Annotated in this window: 21 protein-coding genes; 13 read left to right on the top strand and 8 right to left on the bottom strand. The window is 33.5% G+C overall.

Annotation, left to right across the window (positions count from 1 at the left end):
• Positions 1 to 23 precede the first annotated feature (23 nt).
• The 5 genes from AB3G36_RS03455 to AB3G36_RS03475 all read right to left on the bottom strand — a co-directional run bounded on the left by AB3G36_RS03455 (position 24) and on the right by AB3G36_RS03475 (position 6772).
• Positions 24 to 1898: a M1 family metallopeptidase gene (locus AB3G36_RS03455; protein WP_367756037.1), complete on the bottom strand. Its 1875-nt coding sequence runs from the start codon at positions 1896 to 1898 to the stop codon at positions 24 to 26.
• Positions 1899 to 1960: 62 nt separating this feature from the next.
• On the bottom strand, positions 1961 to 3586 hold the full coding sequence (locus AB3G36_RS03460) for a S8 family peptidase (protein ID WP_367756039.1): 1626 nt from the start codon (positions 3584 to 3586) through the stop codon (positions 1961 to 1963).
• Between the two features lie 74 nt (positions 3587 to 3660).
• Positions 3661 to 4521, bottom strand: coding sequence for an MBL fold metallo-hydrolase (locus AB3G36_RS03465; protein WP_367756041.1), 861 nt, complete (start codon positions 4519 to 4521; stop codon positions 3661 to 3663).
• 219 nt (positions 4522 to 4740) lie between these two features.
• Positions 4741 to 5808, bottom strand: a complete 1068-nt coding sequence (locus AB3G36_RS03470; protein WP_367756043.1) for a M48 family metallopeptidase — start codon at positions 5806 to 5808, stop codon at positions 4741 to 4743.
• Positions 5809 to 5812: 4 nt separating this feature from the next.
• On the bottom strand, positions 5813 to 6772 hold the full coding sequence (locus AB3G36_RS03475) for a YjgN family protein (protein WP_367756045.1): 960 nt from the start codon (positions 6770 to 6772) through the stop codon (positions 5813 to 5815).
• A gap of 187 nt (positions 6773 to 6959) precedes the next feature.
• Here AB3G36_RS03475 and AB3G36_RS03480 point away from each other — a divergent pair, with 187 nt between their 5' ends.
• From AB3G36_RS03480 to sufD, 5 genes are all read left to right on the top strand, one after another.
• Positions 6960 to 7289, top strand: a complete 330-nt coding sequence (locus AB3G36_RS03480) for a HesB/IscA family protein (RefSeq protein ID WP_367756047.1) — start codon at positions 6960 to 6962, stop codon at positions 7287 to 7289.
• A 133-nt stretch (positions 7290 to 7422) separates the two neighbouring features.
• Positions 7423 to 8871, top strand: coding sequence for a Fe-S cluster assembly protein SufB (gene sufB, locus AB3G36_RS03485; RefSeq protein ID WP_367756049.1), 1449 nt, complete (start codon positions 7423 to 7425; stop codon positions 8869 to 8871).
• 77 nt (positions 8872 to 8948) lie between these two features.
• Complete coding sequence (locus AB3G36_RS03490) at positions 8949 to 9338, top strand: four helix bundle protein (RefSeq protein WP_367756051.1); 390 nt, start codon at positions 8949 to 8951, stop codon at positions 9336 to 9338.
• A gap of 43 nt (positions 9339 to 9381) precedes the next feature.
• Complete coding sequence (gene sufC / locus AB3G36_RS03495) at positions 9382 to 10128, top strand: Fe-S cluster assembly ATPase SufC (protein ID WP_367756053.1); 747 nt, start codon at positions 9382 to 9384, stop codon at positions 10126 to 10128.
• An 84-nt stretch (positions 10129 to 10212) separates the two neighbouring features.
• Positions 10213 to 11529 (top strand): Fe-S cluster assembly protein SufD, encoded by a 1317-nt coding sequence (sufD, locus tag AB3G36_RS03500; RefSeq protein WP_367756055.1) that lies wholly within the window; start codon positions 10213 to 10215, stop codon positions 11527 to 11529.
• A 208-nt stretch (positions 11530 to 11737) separates the two neighbouring features.
• Here sufD and AB3G36_RS03505 read toward each other — a convergent pair whose 3' ends face one another.
• Complete coding sequence (locus AB3G36_RS03505) at positions 11738 to 13084, bottom strand: serine hydrolase domain-containing protein (RefSeq protein WP_367756057.1); 1347 nt, start codon at positions 13082 to 13084, stop codon at positions 11738 to 11740.
• 163 nt (positions 13085 to 13247) lie between these two features.
• Between AB3G36_RS03505 and AB3G36_RS03510 the strand changes: the two genes are divergently transcribed.
• The 8 genes from AB3G36_RS03510 to AB3G36_RS03545 all read left to right on the top strand — a co-directional run bounded on the left by AB3G36_RS03510 (position 13248) and on the right by AB3G36_RS03545 (position 18316).
• Positions 13248 to 14462 (top strand): aminotransferase class V-fold PLP-dependent enzyme, encoded by a 1215-nt coding sequence (locus tag AB3G36_RS03510; RefSeq protein WP_367756059.1) that lies wholly within the window; start codon positions 13248 to 13250, stop codon positions 14460 to 14462.
• A 10-nt stretch (positions 14463 to 14472) separates the two neighbouring features.
• Positions 14473 to 14916, top strand: coding sequence for a hypothetical protein (locus AB3G36_RS03515; protein WP_367756060.1), 444 nt, complete (start codon positions 14473 to 14475; stop codon positions 14914 to 14916).
• On the top strand, positions 14906 to 15328 hold the full coding sequence (locus AB3G36_RS03520) for a SufE family protein (protein ID WP_367756062.1): 423 nt from the start codon (positions 14906 to 14908) through the stop codon (positions 15326 to 15328). Before AB3G36_RS03515 ends, AB3G36_RS03520 begins: the two co-directional genes overlap by 11 nt.
• Before the next feature lie 93 nt (positions 15329 to 15421).
• On the top strand, positions 15422 to 15796 hold the full coding sequence (locus tag AB3G36_RS03525) for a GxxExxY protein (RefSeq protein WP_367756064.1): 375 nt from the start codon (positions 15422 to 15424) through the stop codon (positions 15794 to 15796).
• A gap of 208 nt (positions 15797 to 16004) precedes the next feature.
• The gene (locus AB3G36_RS03530) at positions 16005 to 16328 is read left to right on the top strand and encodes an SUF system Fe-S cluster assembly protein (protein WP_367756066.1); all 324 of its coding nucleotides are present in this window, start codon (positions 16005 to 16007) and stop codon (positions 16326 to 16328) included.
• 82 nt (positions 16329 to 16410) lie between these two features.
• Positions 16411 to 16917 (top strand): DUF2480 family protein, encoded by a 507-nt coding sequence (locus AB3G36_RS03535; protein ID WP_367756068.1) that lies wholly within the window; start codon positions 16411 to 16413, stop codon positions 16915 to 16917.
• Positions 16918 to 16938: 21 nt separating this feature from the next.
• The gene (locus tag AB3G36_RS03540; RefSeq protein ID WP_367756070.1) at positions 16939 to 17787 is read left to right on the top strand and encodes a DUF3078 domain-containing protein; all 849 of its coding nucleotides are present in this window, start codon (positions 16939 to 16941) and stop codon (positions 17785 to 17787) included.
• An 85-nt stretch (positions 17788 to 17872) separates the two neighbouring features.
• Complete coding sequence (locus AB3G36_RS03545) at positions 17873 to 18316, top strand: hypothetical protein (protein WP_367756072.1); 444 nt, start codon at positions 17873 to 17875, stop codon at positions 18314 to 18316.
• Between the two features lie 124 nt (positions 18317 to 18440).
• Here the strand turns inward: AB3G36_RS03545 and AB3G36_RS03550 are convergent, their stop codons facing one another.
• Together AB3G36_RS03550 and hflX are read right to left on the bottom strand one after the other, a co-directional pair.
• Positions 18441 to 18758, bottom strand: a complete 318-nt coding sequence (locus tag AB3G36_RS03550) for a hypothetical protein (RefSeq protein ID WP_367756074.1) — start codon at positions 18756 to 18758, stop codon at positions 18441 to 18443.
• 465 nt (positions 18759 to 19223) lie between these two features.
• Positions 19224 to 20474, bottom strand: coding sequence for a GTPase HflX (hflX, locus tag AB3G36_RS03555; protein ID WP_367756076.1), 1251 nt, complete (start codon positions 20472 to 20474; stop codon positions 19224 to 19226).
• Between the last annotated feature and the right edge of the window lie 229 nt (positions 20475 to 20703).

A 20703-nucleotide genomic window follows, 5' to 3' on the forward strand; every position in this document is an offset into this window, starting at 1 on the left:
CTTTTTTTATGCTCAATAAAATATTACTTTACTTCATAAACGTTATTCGCTTGTTTTACATCAGCCATTAATCCGCTTGGGTCAATAGTGATTTTCTTGATGGTACTTTTGGGTTTAGCAATAGTAAAATCATAATTAGATGCTGCCCAAGTCCAGTCGTTTAAAACCGTTCTTTTAACTAATGGATTTGGATTTTCTTTTACAAAACTCATCATACGTAAAGGAACATAAAAACTTTCTGAAGTTCCATCTGTGTATTCTACAGTTAAGTCAATCGGCATTGGCATTCTGCCAATTCTTTCCAAACTTACTGTTGTTTGATCTCCATTATCCGTTACGGCTTTGATTCCGTAATCAATCGTGTTAGTAGTCTCAGTCCAGTCCACCAAATACCAATCTAGATTTGCTCCCGAAACACGTTCTGCACTCCTTTTGATATCGTTAGGCGTAGGATGTTTGAATTTAAAATCATGGAAATATCTTTTGATAGTTTCTGCCAATTTATCATCACCAATAACATATCGCAACTGTGACAAAAAGATACTTCCTTTTACGTAGGAAGAAATGCTATAGGGTCTGTTTTCTTCGTAACGATCTCCATGTGTTGTTTGTGGTTGCTCTTTACCTGATTCAACTAATCTATAATAGGCTTTGTAATTTCCTTCAAAAGGGTTTGCTACTTTTTTTCCCGATAATTCATTGATAGCTAAATCCTCTACATAAGTAGTAAATCCTTCATCCATCCAAGGATGTTTAGACTCATTTGAAGCTAAGATATGTTGGAACCAAGAGTGCCCCAACTCATGCGTTGCAGTTCCATAAATTCCTTCCAGAGTTCCGTTTCCTAACATCAACGTACACATAGCATACTCCATTCCGCCATCTCCACCTTGAATAAAAGAGTATTGTTTGTAAGGATAATTTCCAATGTTTTTATTGTAAAAATCCATCACCTTTACCATCATTGGCTCTAGTTTTTTCCAGTTCTCCACTGTTTTTGGGTAGTCTTTGTACAAGAAATGTAAAGCCACATCATTTGGTCCTTTTACTACATCGTGGATGTAATTTTTATCAGCAGCCCAAGTAAAATCGTGCACCATAGGCGCTACAAAATGCCAAGATAACATTTTAGTTTTCTTCGGATATGCTACAGTAACCCCTTCATCTTGATACCCATGTCCTATTTCGTTTTGGTTTTGTAAATATCCTGAACCTCCTAAAGTATAATCCTTATCGATATTGATTGTTACATCAAAATTCCCCCAAACACCATGGAATTCTCTAGCGATATACGGATCAGCATGCCAACCTTCAAAATCAAATTCGGCCATTTTTGGATACCATTGCGCCATTGACAACTCTACTCCTTCGGAATTATTTCTACCAGAACGACGAATTTGTACTGGGACTTGTCCGTCAAAATCAAGCTTAAATGTTGTTTTTGTATTAGGTAAAATTGGCTTAGCCAAAGTAACTTCTAGAATTGTCCCTACAGTTTTTGCAGCAGCATCAACACCATCTTGTTTGAAATTAGTGATTTTTAAATATCCTATTTCGTTCGGTTTTAAACTTTCAATTCGGCTTACTTTAACTTCTTTACCCTCTACAGTAACTTTGTTTACCATTCTTCCATCAGGATCTTTGATGCTGTGTAAGCGTGCATCCATTTCACTTCCTGGCTGAAAAGCATTATTGAATAAATGGTAATAAACTGTTTTAAGAGTATCGGATGAATTGTTAGTATATACCAATTCTTGCTTTCCTTTGTATTGATAATTTTTCACATCCATAGTAACCTCCATTTTGTAATCAACATGTTGTTGCCAATAGGTAGAATTTTGAGCCATTAAGGACCCGAAATTGAATGTGACAATTGAAAGTAAAAGTAATTTTCTCATTTTTTTTTAAAATAAAAAATGGAAGGACATTCGTCCTTCCATTAGATTAATAAGTATGCAATTTATTTTTTTGACATTTTATCCGCCATGATTAAGGCATTGTATGCATTAACTATTTTTCCTGATTTAGACAAAGTAGTAAATGAACGTGTATCTTTTGGATTACCTCCAACAATAACATTTGTAGTAATAGCCACTCCAGAATCCATCAAAATATGTTTTACTTGTGAAGCAGATAAACTAGGATAATACGAACGAATAATAGCCGCAACTCCAGCAACATTTGGTGAAGCCATTGACGTTCCTTGTAAATATTTGTACGTATTATTAGGCGTCGAAGCGTAAATTTTTACTCCTGGAGCAAAAACATCCACATTCACTTTTCCAATATTTGAAAAACGGGCCACCACTTTATCACTATAATCAAAATTTAATGCTCCAATAGTAATCATGTTATCAGCAAATTCTGTTTTCTTGTCATCAGAATCATTTGGATAATTATTGTAACTATCAATATCTTCTGCATCATTTCCTGCAGCATGAACGATTAATACATCTTTCTTTTCGGCATATTTAATAGCGTCGTAAACCCATTGCTTGTGTGGTGAAAAACTTTTACCAAAACTTCCGTTAATTACTTTGGCTCCATTATCAACTGCATAACGAATTCCTAATGCAATATCTTTATCATATTCATCACCATCTGGCACAGCACGTACCGTTAAAATTTCAACATTACTTGCGATTCCGTCTCCACCTATACCGTTATTTCTAACTTGAGCTACGATTCCAGCAACATGAGTTCCATGAAGGATTTTCTCTTTGTCCGGTCCCATCACGTTATTATTTCCGTATTTTGTATCCGTAATATCGTTTGGATTGTCACCAACAACAGCTCTATAGTTTTGTTTTAGATTATCACCATTAAGCAATGCAATCATTCCATCAATATCATCTTTAATAGCAACTTTTAATTCCGGAACGCTCAATCCATAAGAAAGCATTCTTTGCATCATTACTTTGCTTCCCAAAAGTGTAGAGTCTTTTGATTCTATTTCATTTACTTCTTTAATGGTATATACTGGTTTTGCAAAATGTTTCGTTAAAACGGCATCTGCATTTGAAGTTCCAAATAACAATTCTTCCAAACGCTCTTTTCCAGCTTTTGCTTCAGCAATTTTATCATCATTTAGTTTTTTAGCTTCAAGATATGTCGCCTCGTCAACTAAACTTTTATCCTTGATAATTCTTTCGTATTCTAAATTTTCTTTTGTAATGTCTCCAAGGAAGTTCCAACCATGAATATCATCAATGTAACCGTTTTTATCATCATCAATTCCGTTTCCTGGAATCTCTTTTGTATTGGTCCAAACCACATCTTTTAAATCTTCATGTTCGATGTCCACACCAGAATCTACAATTCCAACAATAACTTTTACACCCGTTTTGTTCTTTAATAATTCCGAATACGCTCTATCAACACTCATTCCTGGAATCGTATCTTTTACAATATCTAAGTGACTCCAGCGTTTTAATTCGCTTTCTTTTAAAGGGGCAACTTTCTTAATATTTAAAGGGGCACTTATTAGGGCAACTGAACTAAGGCTTGAAACTTGTTTTTGAGCTCCACATCCCGCCAACACCATAATGGCAAAAGCAGAAAGTAAAATAGGTTTAATACTATTCATTTATTGATATTTTATAAGATTTTAAATATTTGTCTAAAATAATTTATTTTGTTACAAAAATAGGTAGATTAACACTATTTTAAGATTTCCTCACAACTGAAAACATCTTTTAATCGAACGCCTTTCTCTGTATGTTGCACTGTTATAATTTCATTATGTGCATCGTGTTCCAAAAATAAATAGAAATTATTATCAGCAGCTGCATTTAGGAATTTAGTTTTTTCGGGCATAGTCAGTAACGGTCTGGTATCATATCCCATGACATAAGGAACTGGAATGTGTCCGGCTGTAGCCAATAAATCAGCACAAAAAACAATTGTTTTATCTTTATATTGAACGTGAGGGATCATCTGTTTCTCCGTATGACCATCTGCAAAGAAAATGCCAAAACCCATTTCTGACTTTTCTAAGAAATCACCTTCAGGTCTTTTTATAAAATTCAATTGCCCGCTTTCCTGCATTGGTAAAATATTTTCAGACAAGAACGATGCTTTCTCTCTTGGGTTTGGTTTTGTAGCCCATTCCCAATGATTTTCATTCGACCAGAATTTGGCATTTTTAAACGCAGGTTCATAACCCGTTTTATCTTTGTTCCATTGCACGCTTCCGCCACAATGGTCAAAATGCAAGTGTGTCATAAAAACATCTGTAATATCATCACGATGAAAACCATATTTAGCCAAAGATTTATCCATAGAATGAGAACCCCAAAGCGAATAATATCCAAAAAACTTCTCTGATTGCTTGTTCCCCATTCCGGTATCAATCAAAATCAATCGGTTTTCGTCTTCAATAAGCAAGCATCTTGCAGCAATATCAATTAAATTGTTTTCATCAGCGGGATTGGTTCTATTCCAAATTGTTTTGGGAACAACACCAAACATAGCGCCACCGTCCAGTTTAAAATTACCAGTTTCTATAGGATATAATTTCATTTTTAGGATTTGAAAGGTTAATAAATTATATGGTTGTAAGAGAATCTAAATACAAAACCAAATAAGTCTTGCAATTTAAGTAAATTTCACTTCTTTAATCAAAGTAAGACTGTATTTAACTTTCAATTAAATCTAGTTCTTAAACTTAAAAAACAAAACCCCAATTTTAAAGTAACTCAAACTTTAAATTGGGGTTGTACATTATAAACCTTTGAAAAATTACTTCTTCATTTTTTGAAATAAATTTTTTAATTTTTGATTGTCCTCAATCTGAAATTTTTTTGTTTTTATCCTCTTTTCCATGAAAGTAATTCTGTCTTCGGTCATAGGGTGCGAACTTAAGAATTGTGGCATCGAAATGTAATTTTTATTCTCTAATCGTTTAAATAGATTAGCCATACCTATGGGATTTATTTTGTTTATAACTAACACATTAAATCCTTCAACATCGGCTTGGTGCTCAAATTCTCGAGAGAAAGAAAGCGATTGTAAACTATTTATGTTGTTCCCAATAGTGGCCATAATCCCGTTTACATCTCCCAAAATTGCCGAAACAAACAAATAACCCGATAAATTCCTGCATAACATTTTCATGGAATGCCTGTGGTTTACATGTGCCGCTTCATGGCCCAATAAACCCACTAGCTCATCATAGTTTTGCATCGAATCCAATATCCCTGTATAAACAACAATATTGCCGTCAGGAAGTGCAAAAGCATTCACAATTTCAGAATCTACAACGGAGAACTTCAGCTGTTTTGTATTGTTTAATTTTAATTCTTTGGCAAACTCATTTAGAGCCTTTGTTTTAGAAGAGTCAATGGAGCTAAAAATAACATTTTGTTCAAAAAAAGTATCTCCTAGTTTAGTATCATATTCTTCAGGTATCAAAACAACTGATTTTTCAGCAACCCAGGGAATGGCATAAAGATAACATAACCCTATAATTGCAAGAATAACCACTGCTAATCCTAGATGAATTGTAGTCCCTAAATCCAAAAGACTTTGGTACCAACCATATTGTCCCTTTTTCTTTGTAAAAGTGAGTACTTCGTCTATAAATTTCGAATCAGTAGTATATCCATTTTGGGAAACTTCTACTTTGTGACGAAAACTCAATTTGGAACCTGTTTTTTTGAATACTATTTCGCTGCATTTCCATTGATAAGTAGTTCCATTTGATACTTCAAAAACAAGTGTTGCTACATTAGAGTCAAAAAGAAATACCACTTCCTGTGGCACCGATGAATTTCCATCATAGAAAATTCCTGTTGCTTGATTTTTCATTGGCTTACATAACAAAATCTAAATCGAGGAAATCACTTAAATCTTCCCCAGTTGCATCTTTATAATTTTCTTCTGTTTGATTAAGCGCATCTAAATCGATATTCCCGTCTAATTGAATATTATTGAAAATATAATTTAACGTTCTTGTCACCGCCCATGCATAACCTAGTCCAAGTGTAAAAACAATAATCGCCAAATTTACGATTGCCAATTTAAAGAAGCCACCACCTGTTACCGTTGAATTTAAACGTATTTCTTTATTTTCTTTGTTAACTGTTAGGTTGTCAATGTAGTATTCAAAAAGATCCTTTTGCCACCAAAAAAAGTAAATCCCAAGAGTGAAAATTGATAAGAAATAGCCTTTAAGATTCAATATAAAATAATCCGAACCATCTCCACTATAATCGAACTCAGCGTCACCAAAACGAACATTCCCAACTAAATATTTTCTCAAATTAATACTCATCCAAGGTCCGTAAATACCAAAAGTAATTATCGTCAAGAAAATCCATTTGACAAAATTTATGGCTAATTCTTGTTTTTCTCCTCGATATCCAAAACGAATCCCTCGCCAAGAAGTTCTAGACATTCTATAGCGATACGACCCATGTATTGCCAAAGGCAAAATGGCGAAAATTCCAAAATAAAATAAAAGCAATCCCACTAAAGGCATTTGCAAATACATAAAAAATCCAAATATCCCTCCTAAGATCAAAAACAACAATATAGCCTTCAAAAAACCTTTAAACATTTCTTTTCCAGTACCTTGAAAAGCAAAAGAATCTCCGTTTAAGGTTGTTTGCCCATATAAAAATTGTAGTTTTTTAGCCTTTGCCCAAGGATAATAAATGCCAAGTGAACAAATTGTTAAAAGCCAGTTTATAATTATAATTCCAAAGAAGTCATTCCCTTTTCCTTGAAAATCAAGCTTATAATTTTTTCCTGTTTGTGAAGTTTCTTCCATAATAGTTTTAGTAAATTAATAACAAGGTTTTTTGTACAAAAAAATATTTGTTAAATATATTGATTTTTATTTCCGCTTTAACATAGCTTTTTTCTATTTTGACATTAGTTATAAAAATGTTATCAATTATGGAAAAAGGTTTTTATATACTATCTTTGTGGTTAATTTAGACAAAATCAATATAACAATGATAAAAGTTTCTGATACTGCCAAAAAGAAAATCGTCGATTTGATGAAAGAGGACGGTTTTGATGCTGCTACAGACTACGTAAGAGTAGGTGTGAAAAGTGGCGGATGTTCTGGTTTGTCTTATGATTTGAAATTTGACAAAACCAAAAACGAAGAAGACAAAATTTTCATAGACAACGATATAACAATTGCTGTCGAGAAAAAATCTTTCCTTTATTTAGCTGGAACCATTTTAGAGTTTTCAGGAGGAATAAACGGGAAGGGGTTTGTTTTCAATAACCCAAACGCAACTAGAACTTGTGGATGTGGAGAAAGTTTCTCCCTATAGTCGAAAGTTAAAAGTCATAAAGTCAAAAGACTTTGATTGATATTGAAAATTTAGACTCTAAAACTTTAAGACACAAATAATAAAGGTCACTATTCAATTTTTGAATTTTAAATCTTTAAATCTTTAAATAAGAATGAGCAAATACACAGAAGACGATTTAAAAATCGAACTCGAAACTAAAGAATATGAATATGGATTTTATACTGATTTGGAATCGGAGACGTTTCCTATTGGTTTAAATGAAGATATCGTTCGCGCTATTTCCCATAAAAAAGGAGAGCCACAATGGATGACCGACTGGAGAATTGAAGCATTTCGTGCATGGCAAGAAATGACCGAACCAGAATGGGCAAACGTACATTATGCAAAACCAGATTTTCAAGCGATTTCCTACTACTCAGCTCCAAAAGCCGTAGATCCTAATAAAACATTAGACGATGTAGATCCTGAACTTTTAGAAATGTATAAAAAGTTAGGTATCTCAGTTGACGAACAAAAGATGATGAATAATGTAGCCATGGATATCGTGGTTGACTCTGTTTCAGTAGCGACTACTTTCAAGAAAACATTAGGAGAAAAAGGAATTATTTTTATGAGTATTTCTGAGGCTATAAAAGAGCATCCAGAATTAGTTCGTAAATATTTAGGAACTGTTGTTCCACAAAAAGACAACTTTTACGCCGCATTAAACTCGGCTGTATTCTCTGATGGATCTTTTTGTTATATTCCAAAAGGGGTTCGTTGTCCAATGGAACTTTCGACTTATTTTAGAATTAATCAAGCAGGAACAGGACAATTTGAAAGAACTTTACTTGTTGCTGATGCAGGAAGTTACGTTTCATACCTAGAAGGTTGTACCGCTCCAAGCCGTGATGAAAACCAACTGCATGCTGCAGTTGTGGAATTGATCGCACTTGAAGATGCCGAAATTAAATATTCAACCGTACAAAACTGGTACCCTGGAAACAAAGAAGGTAAAGGTGGCGTTTTCAATTTTGTGACTAAAAGAGGAATTTGCGAAACAAACGCAAAAATCTCTTGGACACAGGTAGAAACAGGTTCTGCTGTAACTTGGAAATATCCATCAGTGATATTAAAGGGAGACAATTCAGTAGGAGAATTTTATTCAATTGCGGTAACCAATAATTTCCAACAAGCCGATACGGGGACTAAAATGATCCATTTAGGTAAAAACACTAAATCGACTATTATTTCTAAAGGAATTTCTGCTGGAAAATCACAAAACAGTTATAGAGGATTAGTACAAATTAGCGCGCGTGCGGATAATGCACGTAACTTTTCACAATGTGATTCCCTATTAATGGGTAACAATTGTGGAGCGCATACATTCCCATATATAGAAAGTAAAAATCCAACAGCCAAAATAGAACACGAAGCAACAACAAGTAAAATTGGTGAAGACCAAGTTTTCTATTGCAACCAACGTGGAATTCCAACAGAAAAAGCAATTGCTTTAATCGTAAACGGTTTCAGTAAAGAGGTTTTGAACAAGTTACCAATGGAATTTGCAGTTGAGGCACAAAAATTACTTGAAATTTCATTAGAAGGTTCGGTAGGTTAAAAATTAGTTTAAAGTTTAAGGTTTAAAGTTGAGTAACTTACGAGTAACTTTAACCATTAAAATTTAAACAAAAATAAATGGCTACAATTACACGTTTTGAAGATTTAGAAATTTGCAAAGAAGCAAGACGACTAGCCAAAGAAATTCATTTGATAACTGTAGAAACCGATTTGAAAAATGATTTCAGGTTTAGAGATCAAATAAAAGCATCATCTGGTTCCGTAATGGATAATATTGCCGAAGGGTTTGAAAGAAATGGAAATTTAGAATTTAGACAATTTTTGTCTATTGCAAAAGGATCCGCTGGAGAAACAAGATCGCAATTATACCGAGTGCTAGATTACAATTATATCGACGTTGTTAAGTTTGGAATTTTAAAAACTGACTTCGAAAATTTAAGTGGAAAAATAAACAATTTTATATCATATTTAAACAAGAAAGATTTTAAAGGAACCAAGTTTCAGTAAACACAAGAACTTTAAACTTTAAACTTTAAACAACTAAAAAAGGATGTTAAGCATAAAAAATTTACACGCTTCAATAGGCGACAAAGAAATATTAAAAGGAATTAATCTTGAAGTAAAAGCAGGAGAAATTCACGCAATAATGGGACCAAACGGTGCTGGAAAAAGTACACTTGCTTCTATTATTGCAGGAAACGAAACTTACGAAGTTACTGAAGGCGAAATCTCTTTAGACGGTGAAGACCTTTCGGAACTAGCTCCAGAAGAAAGAGCACACAAAGGAGTTTTCCTTTCGTTTCAATATCCAGTAGAAATTCCAGGAGTGTCGGTAACGAACTTCATGAGAACGGCTATTAATGAAACACGTAAAGCAAAAGGACAAGACGAAATGCCAGCTAACGAAATGTTGAAGGTAATTCGTGAGAAATCAGAATTATTAGAAATTGACCGTAAGTTTTTATCTCGTTCTCTTAACGAAGGATTTTCTGGTGGAGAGAAAAAACGTAACGAGATTTTCCAAATGGCAATGTTAGAACCAAAATTGGCTATTCTTGATGAAACCGATTCTGGATTAGATATCGATGCTTTACGTATCGTTGCAAATGGAGTTAACAAATTGAAAAGCGACAAAAACGCTATCGTAGTAATCACACACTACCAACGTTTATTAGATTATATCGTTCCTGATTTTGTTCACGTATTATACAATGGTAAAATTGTAAAATCAGGTGGAAAAGAACTAGCACACGAGCTAGAAGAAAAAGGATACGACTGGATTAAAGCAGAAAACTAAAATTTGTTTAAAGTCTAAAGTTTAAAGTTACTTCAAAACAACTTTAAACTTTTAAACCTTAAACTTTAAACAAAAAATATAAAAATGGATTTAAAAGAAAAATTAGTATCGTCTTTTATGGCTTTTGAAGAGCGCATCGATGTTCACTCTGAACTTCATGATGTGAGAACTGCAGCTATAAAAAACTTTGAAAATAAAGGTTTCCCAACCAAAAAAGACGAAGCTTGGAAATACACTTCGCTAAACGCCATCCTAAAAAATGACTTTACCGTTTTTCCAAAAACAGAAAGTAACATTCAGTATTCTGATGTAAAAAAATATTTTTTACACGAAATAGATACTTACAAAGTAGTGTTTATTGACGGTGTTTTCAGTTCGCATTTATCATCAACAACTCACGAAGGAATTGACGTTTGCTTGATGGCATCGGCATTGACTAAACCAAAATACAAAATGGTTATTGATACCTACTTTAACCAAATTGCCAATAAAGACGAGAGTTTAACCTCTTTAAATACGGCTTTCGCCAATGAAGGAGCATATATCAATATCCCAAAAAGCAAAGTGGCTGATAAACCGATTGAAATCATGTATTTCTCTACTGGTTCTGAAGCAGCTTTGATGACACAACCAAGAAACTTGGTCATTGTAGGGGAAAATTCTCATGTACAAATTATCGAGCGTCATCAAAGTTTGAATGACAATCCTGTTTTAACCAATTCGGTTACAGAGATTTTTGCTCAAAAACGTGCAATTGTAGATTTCTACAAAATTCAAAATGACAATCTGACTGCTAATCTAATCGATAACACCTACGTTTCTCAACAAAAAGAAAGTCATGTATCAGTGCATACGTTCTCTTTTGGAGGGAATTTAACGCGTAACAACTTGAATTTTTATCATTTTGGTGAACGATTGACAAGTACTTTAAACGGAATAACGATTATTGGTGAGAAACAACACGTAGATCATTATACGCTTGTGAAACATTCAGCTCCAAACTGTGAAAGTTTCCAAGATTATAAAGGAATTTATTCAGATCGTTCTACAGGAGTTTTCAACGGAAAAGTATATGTGGAGAAAGATGCTCAAAAAACAAATGCCTTCCAAAAAAGCAATAACATTTTATTGAGTGACAAAGCAACAATCAACGCGAAACCACAATTAGAAATTTTTGCTGATGATGTAAAATGTTCTCACGGTTGTACTGTTGGTCAATTAGACGAAACAGCAATGTTCTATATGCAAGCACGTGGAATTCCTAAAAAAGAAGCCAAAGCTTTACTGATGTATGCATTCTCGAATGCAGTAATTGAAAACATCAAAATACCAGAATTAAAACAACGAATTACCAAAATTATCGCCAATAAATTAGGGGTAAAAATGGGATTTGATTTGTAGTTTTATTCTATTAAATACGCAAAGGGCGCAGAGTTATTTAAACTTTGCGCCCTTTGTAATTTTATTTTTGGAGCTATTCCCGCTATTCGTTGCAATCTTTTATTGTTTTAAAGAAAAACAATAAAAGGATTTTCACTGCTATCGGGGCTAAAAACATCAAGCTTTGTGAACTTCGCACTTTTTACTTAGTGTACTTTGCGGTTAAAAATTACTTCTTAAAACTCCCAATAATCCCTTTCAACATACCATTAACATCAAATTTAGCATCTTCAGTCAATCCCATTCTCACAATTACTAAATCAAGTGACGGAATAATAAATACTTTTTGCCCTTGAAATCCATTAGCCGAGTATAAATCCTTTGGTGCATCAGGATAACGACCACCAGCATTCAACCAAAAGTGGGCTCCATAATCTCCTCTTGATCCATTAGTAGGTGTAGCAACATATTGAGCCCAACCAGTATCAAACAACTGTTCACCGTTCCAGTTTCCTTCATGTAAATATAATAAGCCAAATTTAGCCCAATCACGTGTTGTTGCCCATGCATAAGACGAACCCACAAAATTTCCTGCCATATCGGTTTCAACAACCATCGAGTTCATTCCTATTTTATCAATTAAGGCAGCGTACCAAAAATCTAGGTATTCTTGATGCGTTTTAAATTGATTTCTTAAAATATAAGATAGCAAGTTTGTTGTTCCCGATGAATAATTCCAATGTGAATTAGGTTTAAAAGCTACGGGTTTTTCGAGCTGTACCCTACCCATATTTTCGGCTAGAAATAGCATTTTTGTAGCATCACAAATCGTGCTGTAATTTTCTTCCCAAGCCAATCCCGAATTCATGTGCAATAAATCACTGGTCGTAATTACTTTACGATCATCATTCTTCCATTCAGCAATGGGAGCAGGTGTATTAATATTGTACTTTCCTTCTTTAGCAAGAATTCCAAATAAGGTTGCCGTAATACTTTTGGTCATCGACCAACCCAGTATTTTACTGTCTTTAGTAAAACCAGTATCGTATTTTTCGGCAATGATTTTATCTTTATAAATCACTAATAGAGAACGCGTCCTTTTTTCGATAGCACCTTTTTTATCAAAAGCATTAGCTACAGCCGCATTTAATTTACCATAATCAACATTGGTGAAAACAGTATCCATTGGTTCATTATTTCCATACGGAAAGGGTAAATTATTTTTTACAAAAGTCCTTTTTGGAATCTCATAGGGTTTAGAAGTATCAAAATTATCATCAATCAAAGTAGCGCCCAAACCCGGTCTATAAATCGCTTTACGTTCTTTCAATCCGTAAACAGAAGCGGTCGCAAAATTGTCTTTTTGATCAATTTCATTACTAGCCAAGTCAATTAAATTGATATCATTATCCCCTTTCTCAATCATTACTTGAGAACGATTATCGATAAAATGTCCTGAGGCAATACTTTTGGCTGAAAAACCAGAAATCAAATCCAATTTAGGATAAGTCGTGAACCCGATATAAAAAACACCTGCAAATGAGGCAAAACCAACAAGTTTGAATACTTTTTTCATATTATATGAATTGTTTATTCTGCAATTTAATTCTTTTTTTGGCACGACTTCATTAATTTATTTTAAAATAGAAACCCAAAAAAGCAGGAATGAAAATCTAAAAATGATGGTTAAAACAATTTAGTTTTTAGTACTTTTGTATTTAGAATTTTTCTAAATAATTATGCTAGACATTCAAAAAATAAGAGCCGATTTTCCAATACTTTCAGAGAAAGTAAACGGAAAAACATTAGTTTATTTCGATAACGGAGCAACTTCACAAAAACCACAAATTGTCATTGACGCTATTTCCAAATATTATCAGGAAATCAATGCCAACATTCACCGTGGGGTTCATACTTTAAGCCAATTGGCAACTGATGCTTATGAGATTTCTCGTGGCAAAGTGCAAAATCATATCAATGCCAAATTTTCTCATGAAGTACTTTTTACTTCAGGAACGACTTTTGGAATTAATTTAGTCGCAAATGGATTTGCTTCCATTTTAAAACCAGGAGATGAAGTTTTAGTTTCTGCATTAGAACACCATAGCAATATTGTGCCATGGCAAATGTTGTGTGAGAAAACAGGAGCCACGCTAAAAGTGATTCCCATGAATGACAAAGGCGAATTGATTATGGCAGAATATGACAAATTGTTATCAGACAAAACCAAAATTGTCACTGTAAATCATATTTCGAATGCTTTGGGAACGGTGAATCCTGTTAAATATATGATTGAAAAAGCGCATCAAGTAGGTGCTGCTATTTTGATTGATGGTGCTCAAGCAGTTCCACATCTAAAACCAGATGTTCAGGAATTAGATTGTGATTTCTATGTTTTCTCTGGACACAAAATGTGTGGACCAACAGGAACTGGTATTTTATACGGAAAAGAAGCATGGTTGAATAAATTACCTCCTTATCAAGGTGGTGGTGAAATGATTAAGGAAGTGACTTTCGAAAAAACCACTTATGCCGAATTGCCTCATAAATTTGAAGCAGGAACACCTAATATTGCTGGCGGAATTGTACTAGGAACTGCTATTGATTATATGAATGCAGTTGGCTTTGACAACATTCAAAAACAAGAACTTGAATTACTGGAATATGGCACCAAACGATTGTTAGAAATTGAAGGATTGCGTATTTTTGGTACATCAAATGAAAAAACTTCGGTAATTTCATTTAATATTGAAGGAATTCATCCCTATGATATTGGTACGATAATTGACAAATTAGGAATAGCGGTTAGAACAGGACATCACTGTGCACAACCCATCATGAATTATTTCAAAATACCGGGGACAATTAGAGCTTCATTTTCTTTTTATAATACTAAAGAAGAGATTGACGAGATGGTTGAAGCGGTAAAAAGAGCGCAAACAATGTTATCTTAACACATTAAATATGAAAATACTTTCCTTATTATTTTTAACTCTTTTTCTTGGAAAAGGGTGTGAAGGCGACAAAAAACAGGACATCGAAACTGCTGTAATAGAATATGTCGCTAACACCAGAGGTTTTTATCAAAAAATCACTATCGAGAAACAAATGGTTTCGATTTCAAATGACCGTTCTGGAAAAGAAAAAATAGAACCAACCAAGATTTCAGATGCTGATTGGAAAATTTTAATCGATTTATTCCAAGATCTAAATCTAGATGAGATTAAAGATTTAAAATCACCAACAGAAAAACGATTATATGATGGCGCTGCCATCGCCAATATCAAGATAACCTACAAAGGGATTACCTATGAATCACCTAGTTTTGATCATGGATTTCCTCCGTATGAGATTAAAAAATTAGTGAATAAAATAAATTCATTTGCAAAACAAAAGGATGAAAATTAAAGACATACAAGAAGAGATAGTAGACGAATTTTCCATGTTTGATGACTGGATGCAACGGTACGAATACATCATTGATCTAGGGAAAAACCTACCGTTAATTAAAGACGAGTTCAAAACCGAAAATAATTTGATTAAAGGTTGCCAATCAAAAGTGTGGTTACAAGGTGAGCAAAATGACGATAAAGTGGTTTTCACTGCTGATAGTGACGCGATCTTAACCAAAGGAATTATTGCGATATTAATTCGAGTTTTTTCAAACCAATCTCCTGCAGATATCATAGCTGCCGATATGGGTTTTATAGACGAAATAGGATTAAAAGAACATTTATCTCCTACTAGGGCTAATGGCTTAGTGTCGATGATAAAAAACATTAAAATGTATGCATTGGCATTCGATGCCAAAAAAGGATAATTTAAACATATAAGTTTTAAAAAGAACCATGTAAGGCATATAAGTTCATATAAGTTGTTGCTTATAGTTTTAAAAATAAATTCTTGAAAATTTATGACAAAAACGTACCTAAAAGATTTAATATACCAAGTAAACGGTTGTGCTATAGAAGTTCACAAACATCTTGGGCCAGGTCTTTTGGAAAGTGTTTATCACAGTTGTTTAAAAAAAGAATTGACAATTAGAGACTGTAATTTTCAAACTGAACTACAGATTCCAGTAAATTACAAAGGTTTAGAACTTGAAACAGGATTAAGATGTGATCTATTAATTGAAAATTGTTTGGTTGTTGAACTTAAGGCAGTAGAAAAAGTTTTACCCATCCATGAAGCTCAAATTTTAACCTATATGAAACTTTTAGAAGTTCCTATAGGACTAATGCTCAATTTTAATGTAACACATCTTTTCAAAGAAGGGCAAAAAACATAAGCGAATGAAAAATATAGATATCTAGAAGATTAAATTACCTATAAAATTTTTGGTTCAAAATGGTTAAACACAAACCTTAAATCACCTTATATTCCTAATGTGGTTCAAAAATTAAATATAACATATAATAAAATATATGTTTAAAACAGAGTTAAAACAAACCTTAAATGACCTTATATTCCTTATATGGTTCAAAAAAAAATAAATTATGATACAAGAAATAGACACTAACGAATTAGGCGAAGCAATCGTAAAAAAATTAAAAACTATTTACGACCCTGAAATTCCAGTTGACATATACGAATTAGGATTAATCTATGACGTAATGGTCAACACCGATTACGAAGTAAAAATTTTAATGACACTTACATCTCCAAACTGCCCCGTTGCAGAAAGCTTACCAAGAGAAGTAGAAGAAAAAGTAAAATCAATTGAGCATATAAAAGACGCCGAAGTTGAAATCACTTTTGATCCACCATGGAGCAAAGATCTAATGAGCGAAGAAGCAAAATTAGAATTGGGAATGCTATAAAAAAAGGGTTTCAAGTTTAAGATTTCAAGTTATACGTGCAAAATAGTAAACCTGAAACTTTAACCTTTAAACAAAAAAACAAATGGAAGAAATAATAAATAAAGTAGCGAATAGTGTTTTGGAAGTTTTCGATCTTGAAGATTACTATCCAAAAGGAATCCGCACACAAATTGATATTTCACAATGGTTGTTGGAAGGTTTTTTGCTGAAAGAAAAAGATTTTAGAGAACACCTTAAAAATCACGATTGGACACAATATCAAGACCAACTAGTCGCTATTAATTGCAGTACAGATGCTATTGTTCCAGCTTGGGCTTCTATTTTAGTGTCAATACAATTAGCACCATTTGCTAAGAAAATAATCAATGGTAGTCTAGAAGATTTGGATGTAGCTTTGTATGAAGAACTACTTCCAAAAATTGATTACTCCGTATATAATAACAAGCCTGTTATTATAAAAGGATGTTCCAGAAAACCGGTACCAATGCGAGCATATATCGTTGCTGCAAACTTTTTACAGCCTGTTGCACGAAGTATTATGTATGGAGAAGCTTGTTCAGCTGTTCCCTTATTTAAAGCTAAAAAATAATTATAAATACCTTTTCACAATATGAAAAAGATACTATTTGTATTCGTCTTACTAATGGCTATACTTTCTGTACATGCACAGGAAACAGCACAAGATACCGTTAAACACTGGACCAAAAAAGGAAATATTTCTTTGCTTTTTAACCAATCCTCTTATAACAAACAATGGCTAGGTGGCGGAACCTCAAATGTTGCAGGGAATTTTGGATTAAACTACGATTTCAATTATAAAAATGAAGATGTTGTTTGGGACAATAAATTTATTTTGGCTTATGGTTTAAGTAAAATAAAAGGAGATAACAAAACAGCCAAAACAGACGACCGCCTAGAGCTCAACTCATTATGGGGTAAAAAAGCATCTGGACAATGGTACTACTCTGTTTATTTTAATTTTAAGTCTCAAATGGATACGGGATTAGATAAAAATGACATGAAAATTTCACATTTTTTCTCTCCCGCTTATTTCCAGTTTGGACCAGGGATGTTATGGAAAAAGAGTAATAATTTAAGTGTGAATTTTGCTCCAGCTGCAGCCAAATTAATTGTTGTTCACGATCATTTTACTGAATTTGGACCGTCTTACGGAGTATTGCAAGGGAACAACACTAGATTTGAATTTGGAGCCAGCATATCTGCTTATTATAAGTTTAGCGTGATGGCTAACGTATCTATTGAGAATCGGTTGAATTTATATTCTAATTATTTAGATGCACCACAAAATGTAGATGTAGATTACCAAATGAATGTGGTCATGAGAATCAACAAATACCTTTCGGCTAATGTTGCTTTACAAGCCATTTATGATGACAACTCAGTACAAGCTGTACAAGTAAAAGAACTTTTTGGACTAGGTGTGAACTACGGTTTCTAATCCAATATAATAATACTAAAAGCGCCCTTTTGATGAATGTCAAAAGGGCGCTTTTATTTATCTTTGAACTTATAAGAAAAACCGAATGAAAAGTATAATAGGAGTTGTTGCGTTTTTAATTTTGATGGGTTGCCAATCCAACAAAGCTAATGATTATCAATTTTATCAGGCTGTAAAAGGCAAGGATACTGCACTACTTAAGTTAACGCAATACGATAACAAATTTTATGGTCAATTAGAAATACGATACGGCGGTGTAGGCAAAGAATCTGGGGAAGTACGAGGTGAGAAAAAAGGAGATACTCTCAAAGGAAAATTTGATTATAGAACTTATGGAGGAAGCAAGAAATGGGCACCATTTGTATTGCTAAAGCGAGGAAAAACATTGAAAATGGGAAGCGGCGTTGCTACCACTTTTATGAACATTCCACTATATATTGATGGAACTCTAAAGTTTGAAGATTCTGATTTTCAATTTAAACTCATTGATAGTGCATTAGCTAAGAAACTGGGTTTAGTGAAGGAATAAATTATACTAATTTAAAATCGCTACGTTTTGTTTTTTATGAGTCAGGTTGCAAATGTTTCAATTTGTTTCTAAAAGTAATTAGGCAATGTGCCTAGCAAACGAGAATTAGAGAAAATGTTTTTTATTAATTATTGTAATAATAGTTTTTTCCGCCTTCTTGAACTTCTATTTTTACGATTTGGTCAAAAGGTATAACATTTGTTAACCCCGGCAAAAATCTTGATTTACCTCCTTTTAACGTGTCATTTTCCAACATAACCGTATCAAAATAAAAGTTTTTTCTTTTTCCGTTAAGTAATGTTACTCTCATTTCGAGCGAAGGAGAATTTTGTATAAAAACTAATTTTCCATTCTTGTTTAACACATTTAAATACTTAATATCGTTTGATAAATATTTGAAATTTTTATAAAAAAGAGGATTGTTTGTTTTAACTTCTTTCATTCCGTTAACATCCGTTTTGTAAATTGACTTTTGAAACTTTCTGGTGTAATTGTATATATTTTACAAGAGATCATCAACGATATAATTCCACATCCGATTAATTTTAATTTCATTTCTATTCGTTATTTTTTTATATTCCTGACAACTTATAATTTAGCTCTGACAACCGTCCTACTTTGTTTATGCTCAAATATATTGCTTTTTTCTTACAAATTGTCAACTAAAGCACATACGCTATATATCCCAAAGTCTCGCATGAAGGATGGCAGTGGAAATCCTTTTATGTAGCGCAGCGACATAAAAGATTACTTCACTTAGTATATATTTTTTATAGGTGTTCAGTGAACTTTGTTTGTAACGTACAGCCTGACGCAGCTGGAACGGAGTGGAAGCTGGGACATGCCCAAAAAAAAATCCCTAATGAAATATCAAAAGGGATTGTTGTATTTTATGTTTTGGGGAAAATTATTCGGTTTCTTCCTCTTCTTTGTCTTCTTTCTCTACTGCGTCTTTATAATCTGGATATAAAAACTTGTTGTACGGGAAACGCGTAATGTGAATGTGTCTTACGGCTTCGTAAACGCGTTCTCTAAACTCCTCGAAATTCTCTTTGTTAGTTGCCGAAATGAACAATGCATTTTCCTCACCTACTCGACTCATCCAAGTGGATTTCCACTCTTCGAGTGTGTAATGTCTTGGCGTTTTTTCGGTCATTAAATCATCGTCATCAATAGTCAAATGTTTATAAGCATCTATTTTATTGAAAACCATGATTACAGGTTTGTCATTGGCTTTGATGTCTTGCAAAGTTTGATTTACGGAGGCAATATGATCTTCAAACTCGGGATGCGAAATATCAACTACGTGCAATAACAAATCAGCTTCACGAACCTCATCCAGCGTACTTTTGAAGGAATCAACCAACATAGTTGGCAATTTACGTATGAATCCCACAGTGTCTGACAATAGGAATGGCAGGTTTTTAATCACCACTTTACGAACTGTTGTGTCTAGAGTTGCAAACAATTTATTCTCGACAAATACATCGCTTTTCCCTACGGCATTCATCAAGGTTGATTTACCAACATTAGTATATCCTACCAAAGCGACACGCACCATAGAACCACGATTGCCTCGTTGCGTTCCCATTTGTTTGTCAATGGCCTTGATTTTATCTTTCAATAAGGCGATTCTATCACGTACAATACGTCGGTCTGTCTCAATCTCAGTTTCTCCAGGTCCACGCATTCCAATTCCACCTTTTTGACGCTCCAAATGCGTCCAAAGTCCAGATAGTCTTGGTAACATATAGATGCATTGTGCCAGTTCTACTTGGGTTCTTGCATACGAAGTTTCGGCACGTTGTGCAAAAATGTCTAGGATAAGGTGTGTTCTATCCAGTATTTTACATTCGGTAATTATTTTTGAAATATTTTTTTGCTGTGAAGGCGTTAACTCATCATCAAAAATCAAGGTCGAAATATCATTCTCTTTTACATACGAATGAATCTCTTCAATCTTCCCTGTACCCATAAAAGTTTTGGGATTAGGGCGTTCCATTTTTTGAGAAAAACGTTTTACTACCTGTCCGCCTGCGGTAAATGTTAAAAACTCTAATTCGTCAAGATATTCATTGAGCTTCTCTTCACTTTGATTTTGAGTTACAATACCAACAATGGCTGTTTTTTCGAAATTTAATACTTCTTTTTCTAACATATCTTTGAATAAGCTACAAATTTAATCATTTGTGAGGGACTTATTAAATTTATATGTTCTTTATAAATAAAAGGCGTGAAAATCATTTTAATCTGCTAGATCTATGGGCTCAAATCCTTACACAATAAAAAATTTAAACCACATAAGGCATATAAGCTCATTGAAGATATGTACTGCAGATGCTCTGTGTCTATTGGCACGCAGAACGCATATTTAATTATTTTCCTAA

This window comes from Flavobacterium sp. WC2430 (genome assembly GCF_040822075.1).
Lineage (GTDB): Bacteria > Bacteroidota > Bacteroidia > Flavobacteriales > Flavobacteriaceae > Flavobacterium.

What these genes read in the sequence shown, in the direction of transcription:
- AB3G36_RS03455 (WP_367756037.1), bottom strand. Translation starts at nt 1,898, where the DNA reads ATGAGAAAATTACTTTTACTTTCAATTGTCACATTCAATTTCGGGTCC.
- AB3G36_RS03460 (WP_367756039.1), bottom strand. Translation starts at nt 3,586, where the DNA reads ATGAATAGTATTAAACCTATTTTACTTTCTGCTTTTGCCATTATGGTG.
- AB3G36_RS03465 (WP_367756041.1), bottom strand. Translation starts at nt 4,521, where the DNA reads ATGAAATTATATCCTATAGAAACTGGTAATTTTAAACTGGACGGTGGC.
- AB3G36_RS03470 (WP_367756043.1), bottom strand. Translation starts at nt 5,808, where the DNA reads ATGAAAAATCAAGCAACAGGAATTTTCTATGATGGAAATTCATCGGTG.
- AB3G36_RS03475 (WP_367756045.1), bottom strand. Translation starts at nt 6,772, where the DNA reads ATGGAAGAAACTTCACAAACAGGAAAAAATTATAAGCTTGATTTTCAA.
- AB3G36_RS03480 (WP_367756047.1), top strand. Translation starts at nt 6,960, where the DNA reads ATGATAAAAGTTTCTGATACTGCCAAAAAGAAAATCGTCGATTTGATG.
- sufB (WP_367756049.1), top strand. Translation starts at nt 7,423, where the DNA reads ATGAGCAAATACACAGAAGACGATTTAAAAATCGAACTCGAAACTAAA.
- AB3G36_RS03490 (WP_367756051.1), top strand. Translation starts at nt 8,949, where the DNA reads ATGGCTACAATTACACGTTTTGAAGATTTAGAAATTTGCAAAGAAGCA.
- sufC (WP_367756053.1), top strand. Translation starts at nt 9,382, where the DNA reads ATGTTAAGCATAAAAAATTTACACGCTTCAATAGGCGACAAAGAAATA.
- sufD (WP_367756055.1), top strand. Translation starts at nt 10,213, where the DNA reads ATGGATTTAAAAGAAAAATTAGTATCGTCTTTTATGGCTTTTGAAGAG.
- AB3G36_RS03505 (WP_367756057.1), bottom strand. Translation starts at nt 13,084, where the DNA reads ATGAAAAAAGTATTCAAACTTGTTGGTTTTGCCTCATTTGCAGGTGTT.
- AB3G36_RS03510 (WP_367756059.1), top strand. Translation starts at nt 13,248, where the DNA reads ATGCTAGACATTCAAAAAATAAGAGCCGATTTTCCAATACTTTCAGAG.
- AB3G36_RS03515 (WP_367756060.1), top strand. Translation starts at nt 14,473, where the DNA reads ATGAAAATACTTTCCTTATTATTTTTAACTCTTTTTCTTGGAAAAGGG.
- AB3G36_RS03520 (WP_367756062.1), top strand. Translation starts at nt 14,906, where the DNA reads ATGAAAATTAAAGACATACAAGAAGAGATAGTAGACGAATTTTCCATG.
- AB3G36_RS03525 (WP_367756064.1), top strand. Translation starts at nt 15,422, where the DNA reads ATGACAAAAACGTACCTAAAAGATTTAATATACCAAGTAAACGGTTGT.
- AB3G36_RS03530 (WP_367756066.1), top strand. Translation starts at nt 16,005, where the DNA reads ATGATACAAGAAATAGACACTAACGAATTAGGCGAAGCAATCGTAAAA.
- AB3G36_RS03535 (WP_367756068.1), top strand. Translation starts at nt 16,411, where the DNA reads ATGGAAGAAATAATAAATAAAGTAGCGAATAGTGTTTTGGAAGTTTTC.
- AB3G36_RS03540 (WP_367756070.1), top strand. Translation starts at nt 16,939, where the DNA reads ATGAAAAAGATACTATTTGTATTCGTCTTACTAATGGCTATACTTTCT.
- AB3G36_RS03545 (WP_367756072.1), top strand. Translation starts at nt 17,873, where the DNA reads ATGAAAAGTATAATAGGAGTTGTTGCGTTTTTAATTTTGATGGGTTGC.
- AB3G36_RS03550 (WP_367756074.1), bottom strand. Translation starts at nt 18,758, where the DNA reads ATGAAAGAAGTTAAAACAAACAATCCTCTTTTTTATAAAAATTTCAAA.
- hflX (WP_367756076.1), bottom strand. Translation starts at nt 20,474, where the DNA reads ATGTTAGAAAAAGAAGTATTAAATTTCGAAAAAACAGCCATTGTTGGT.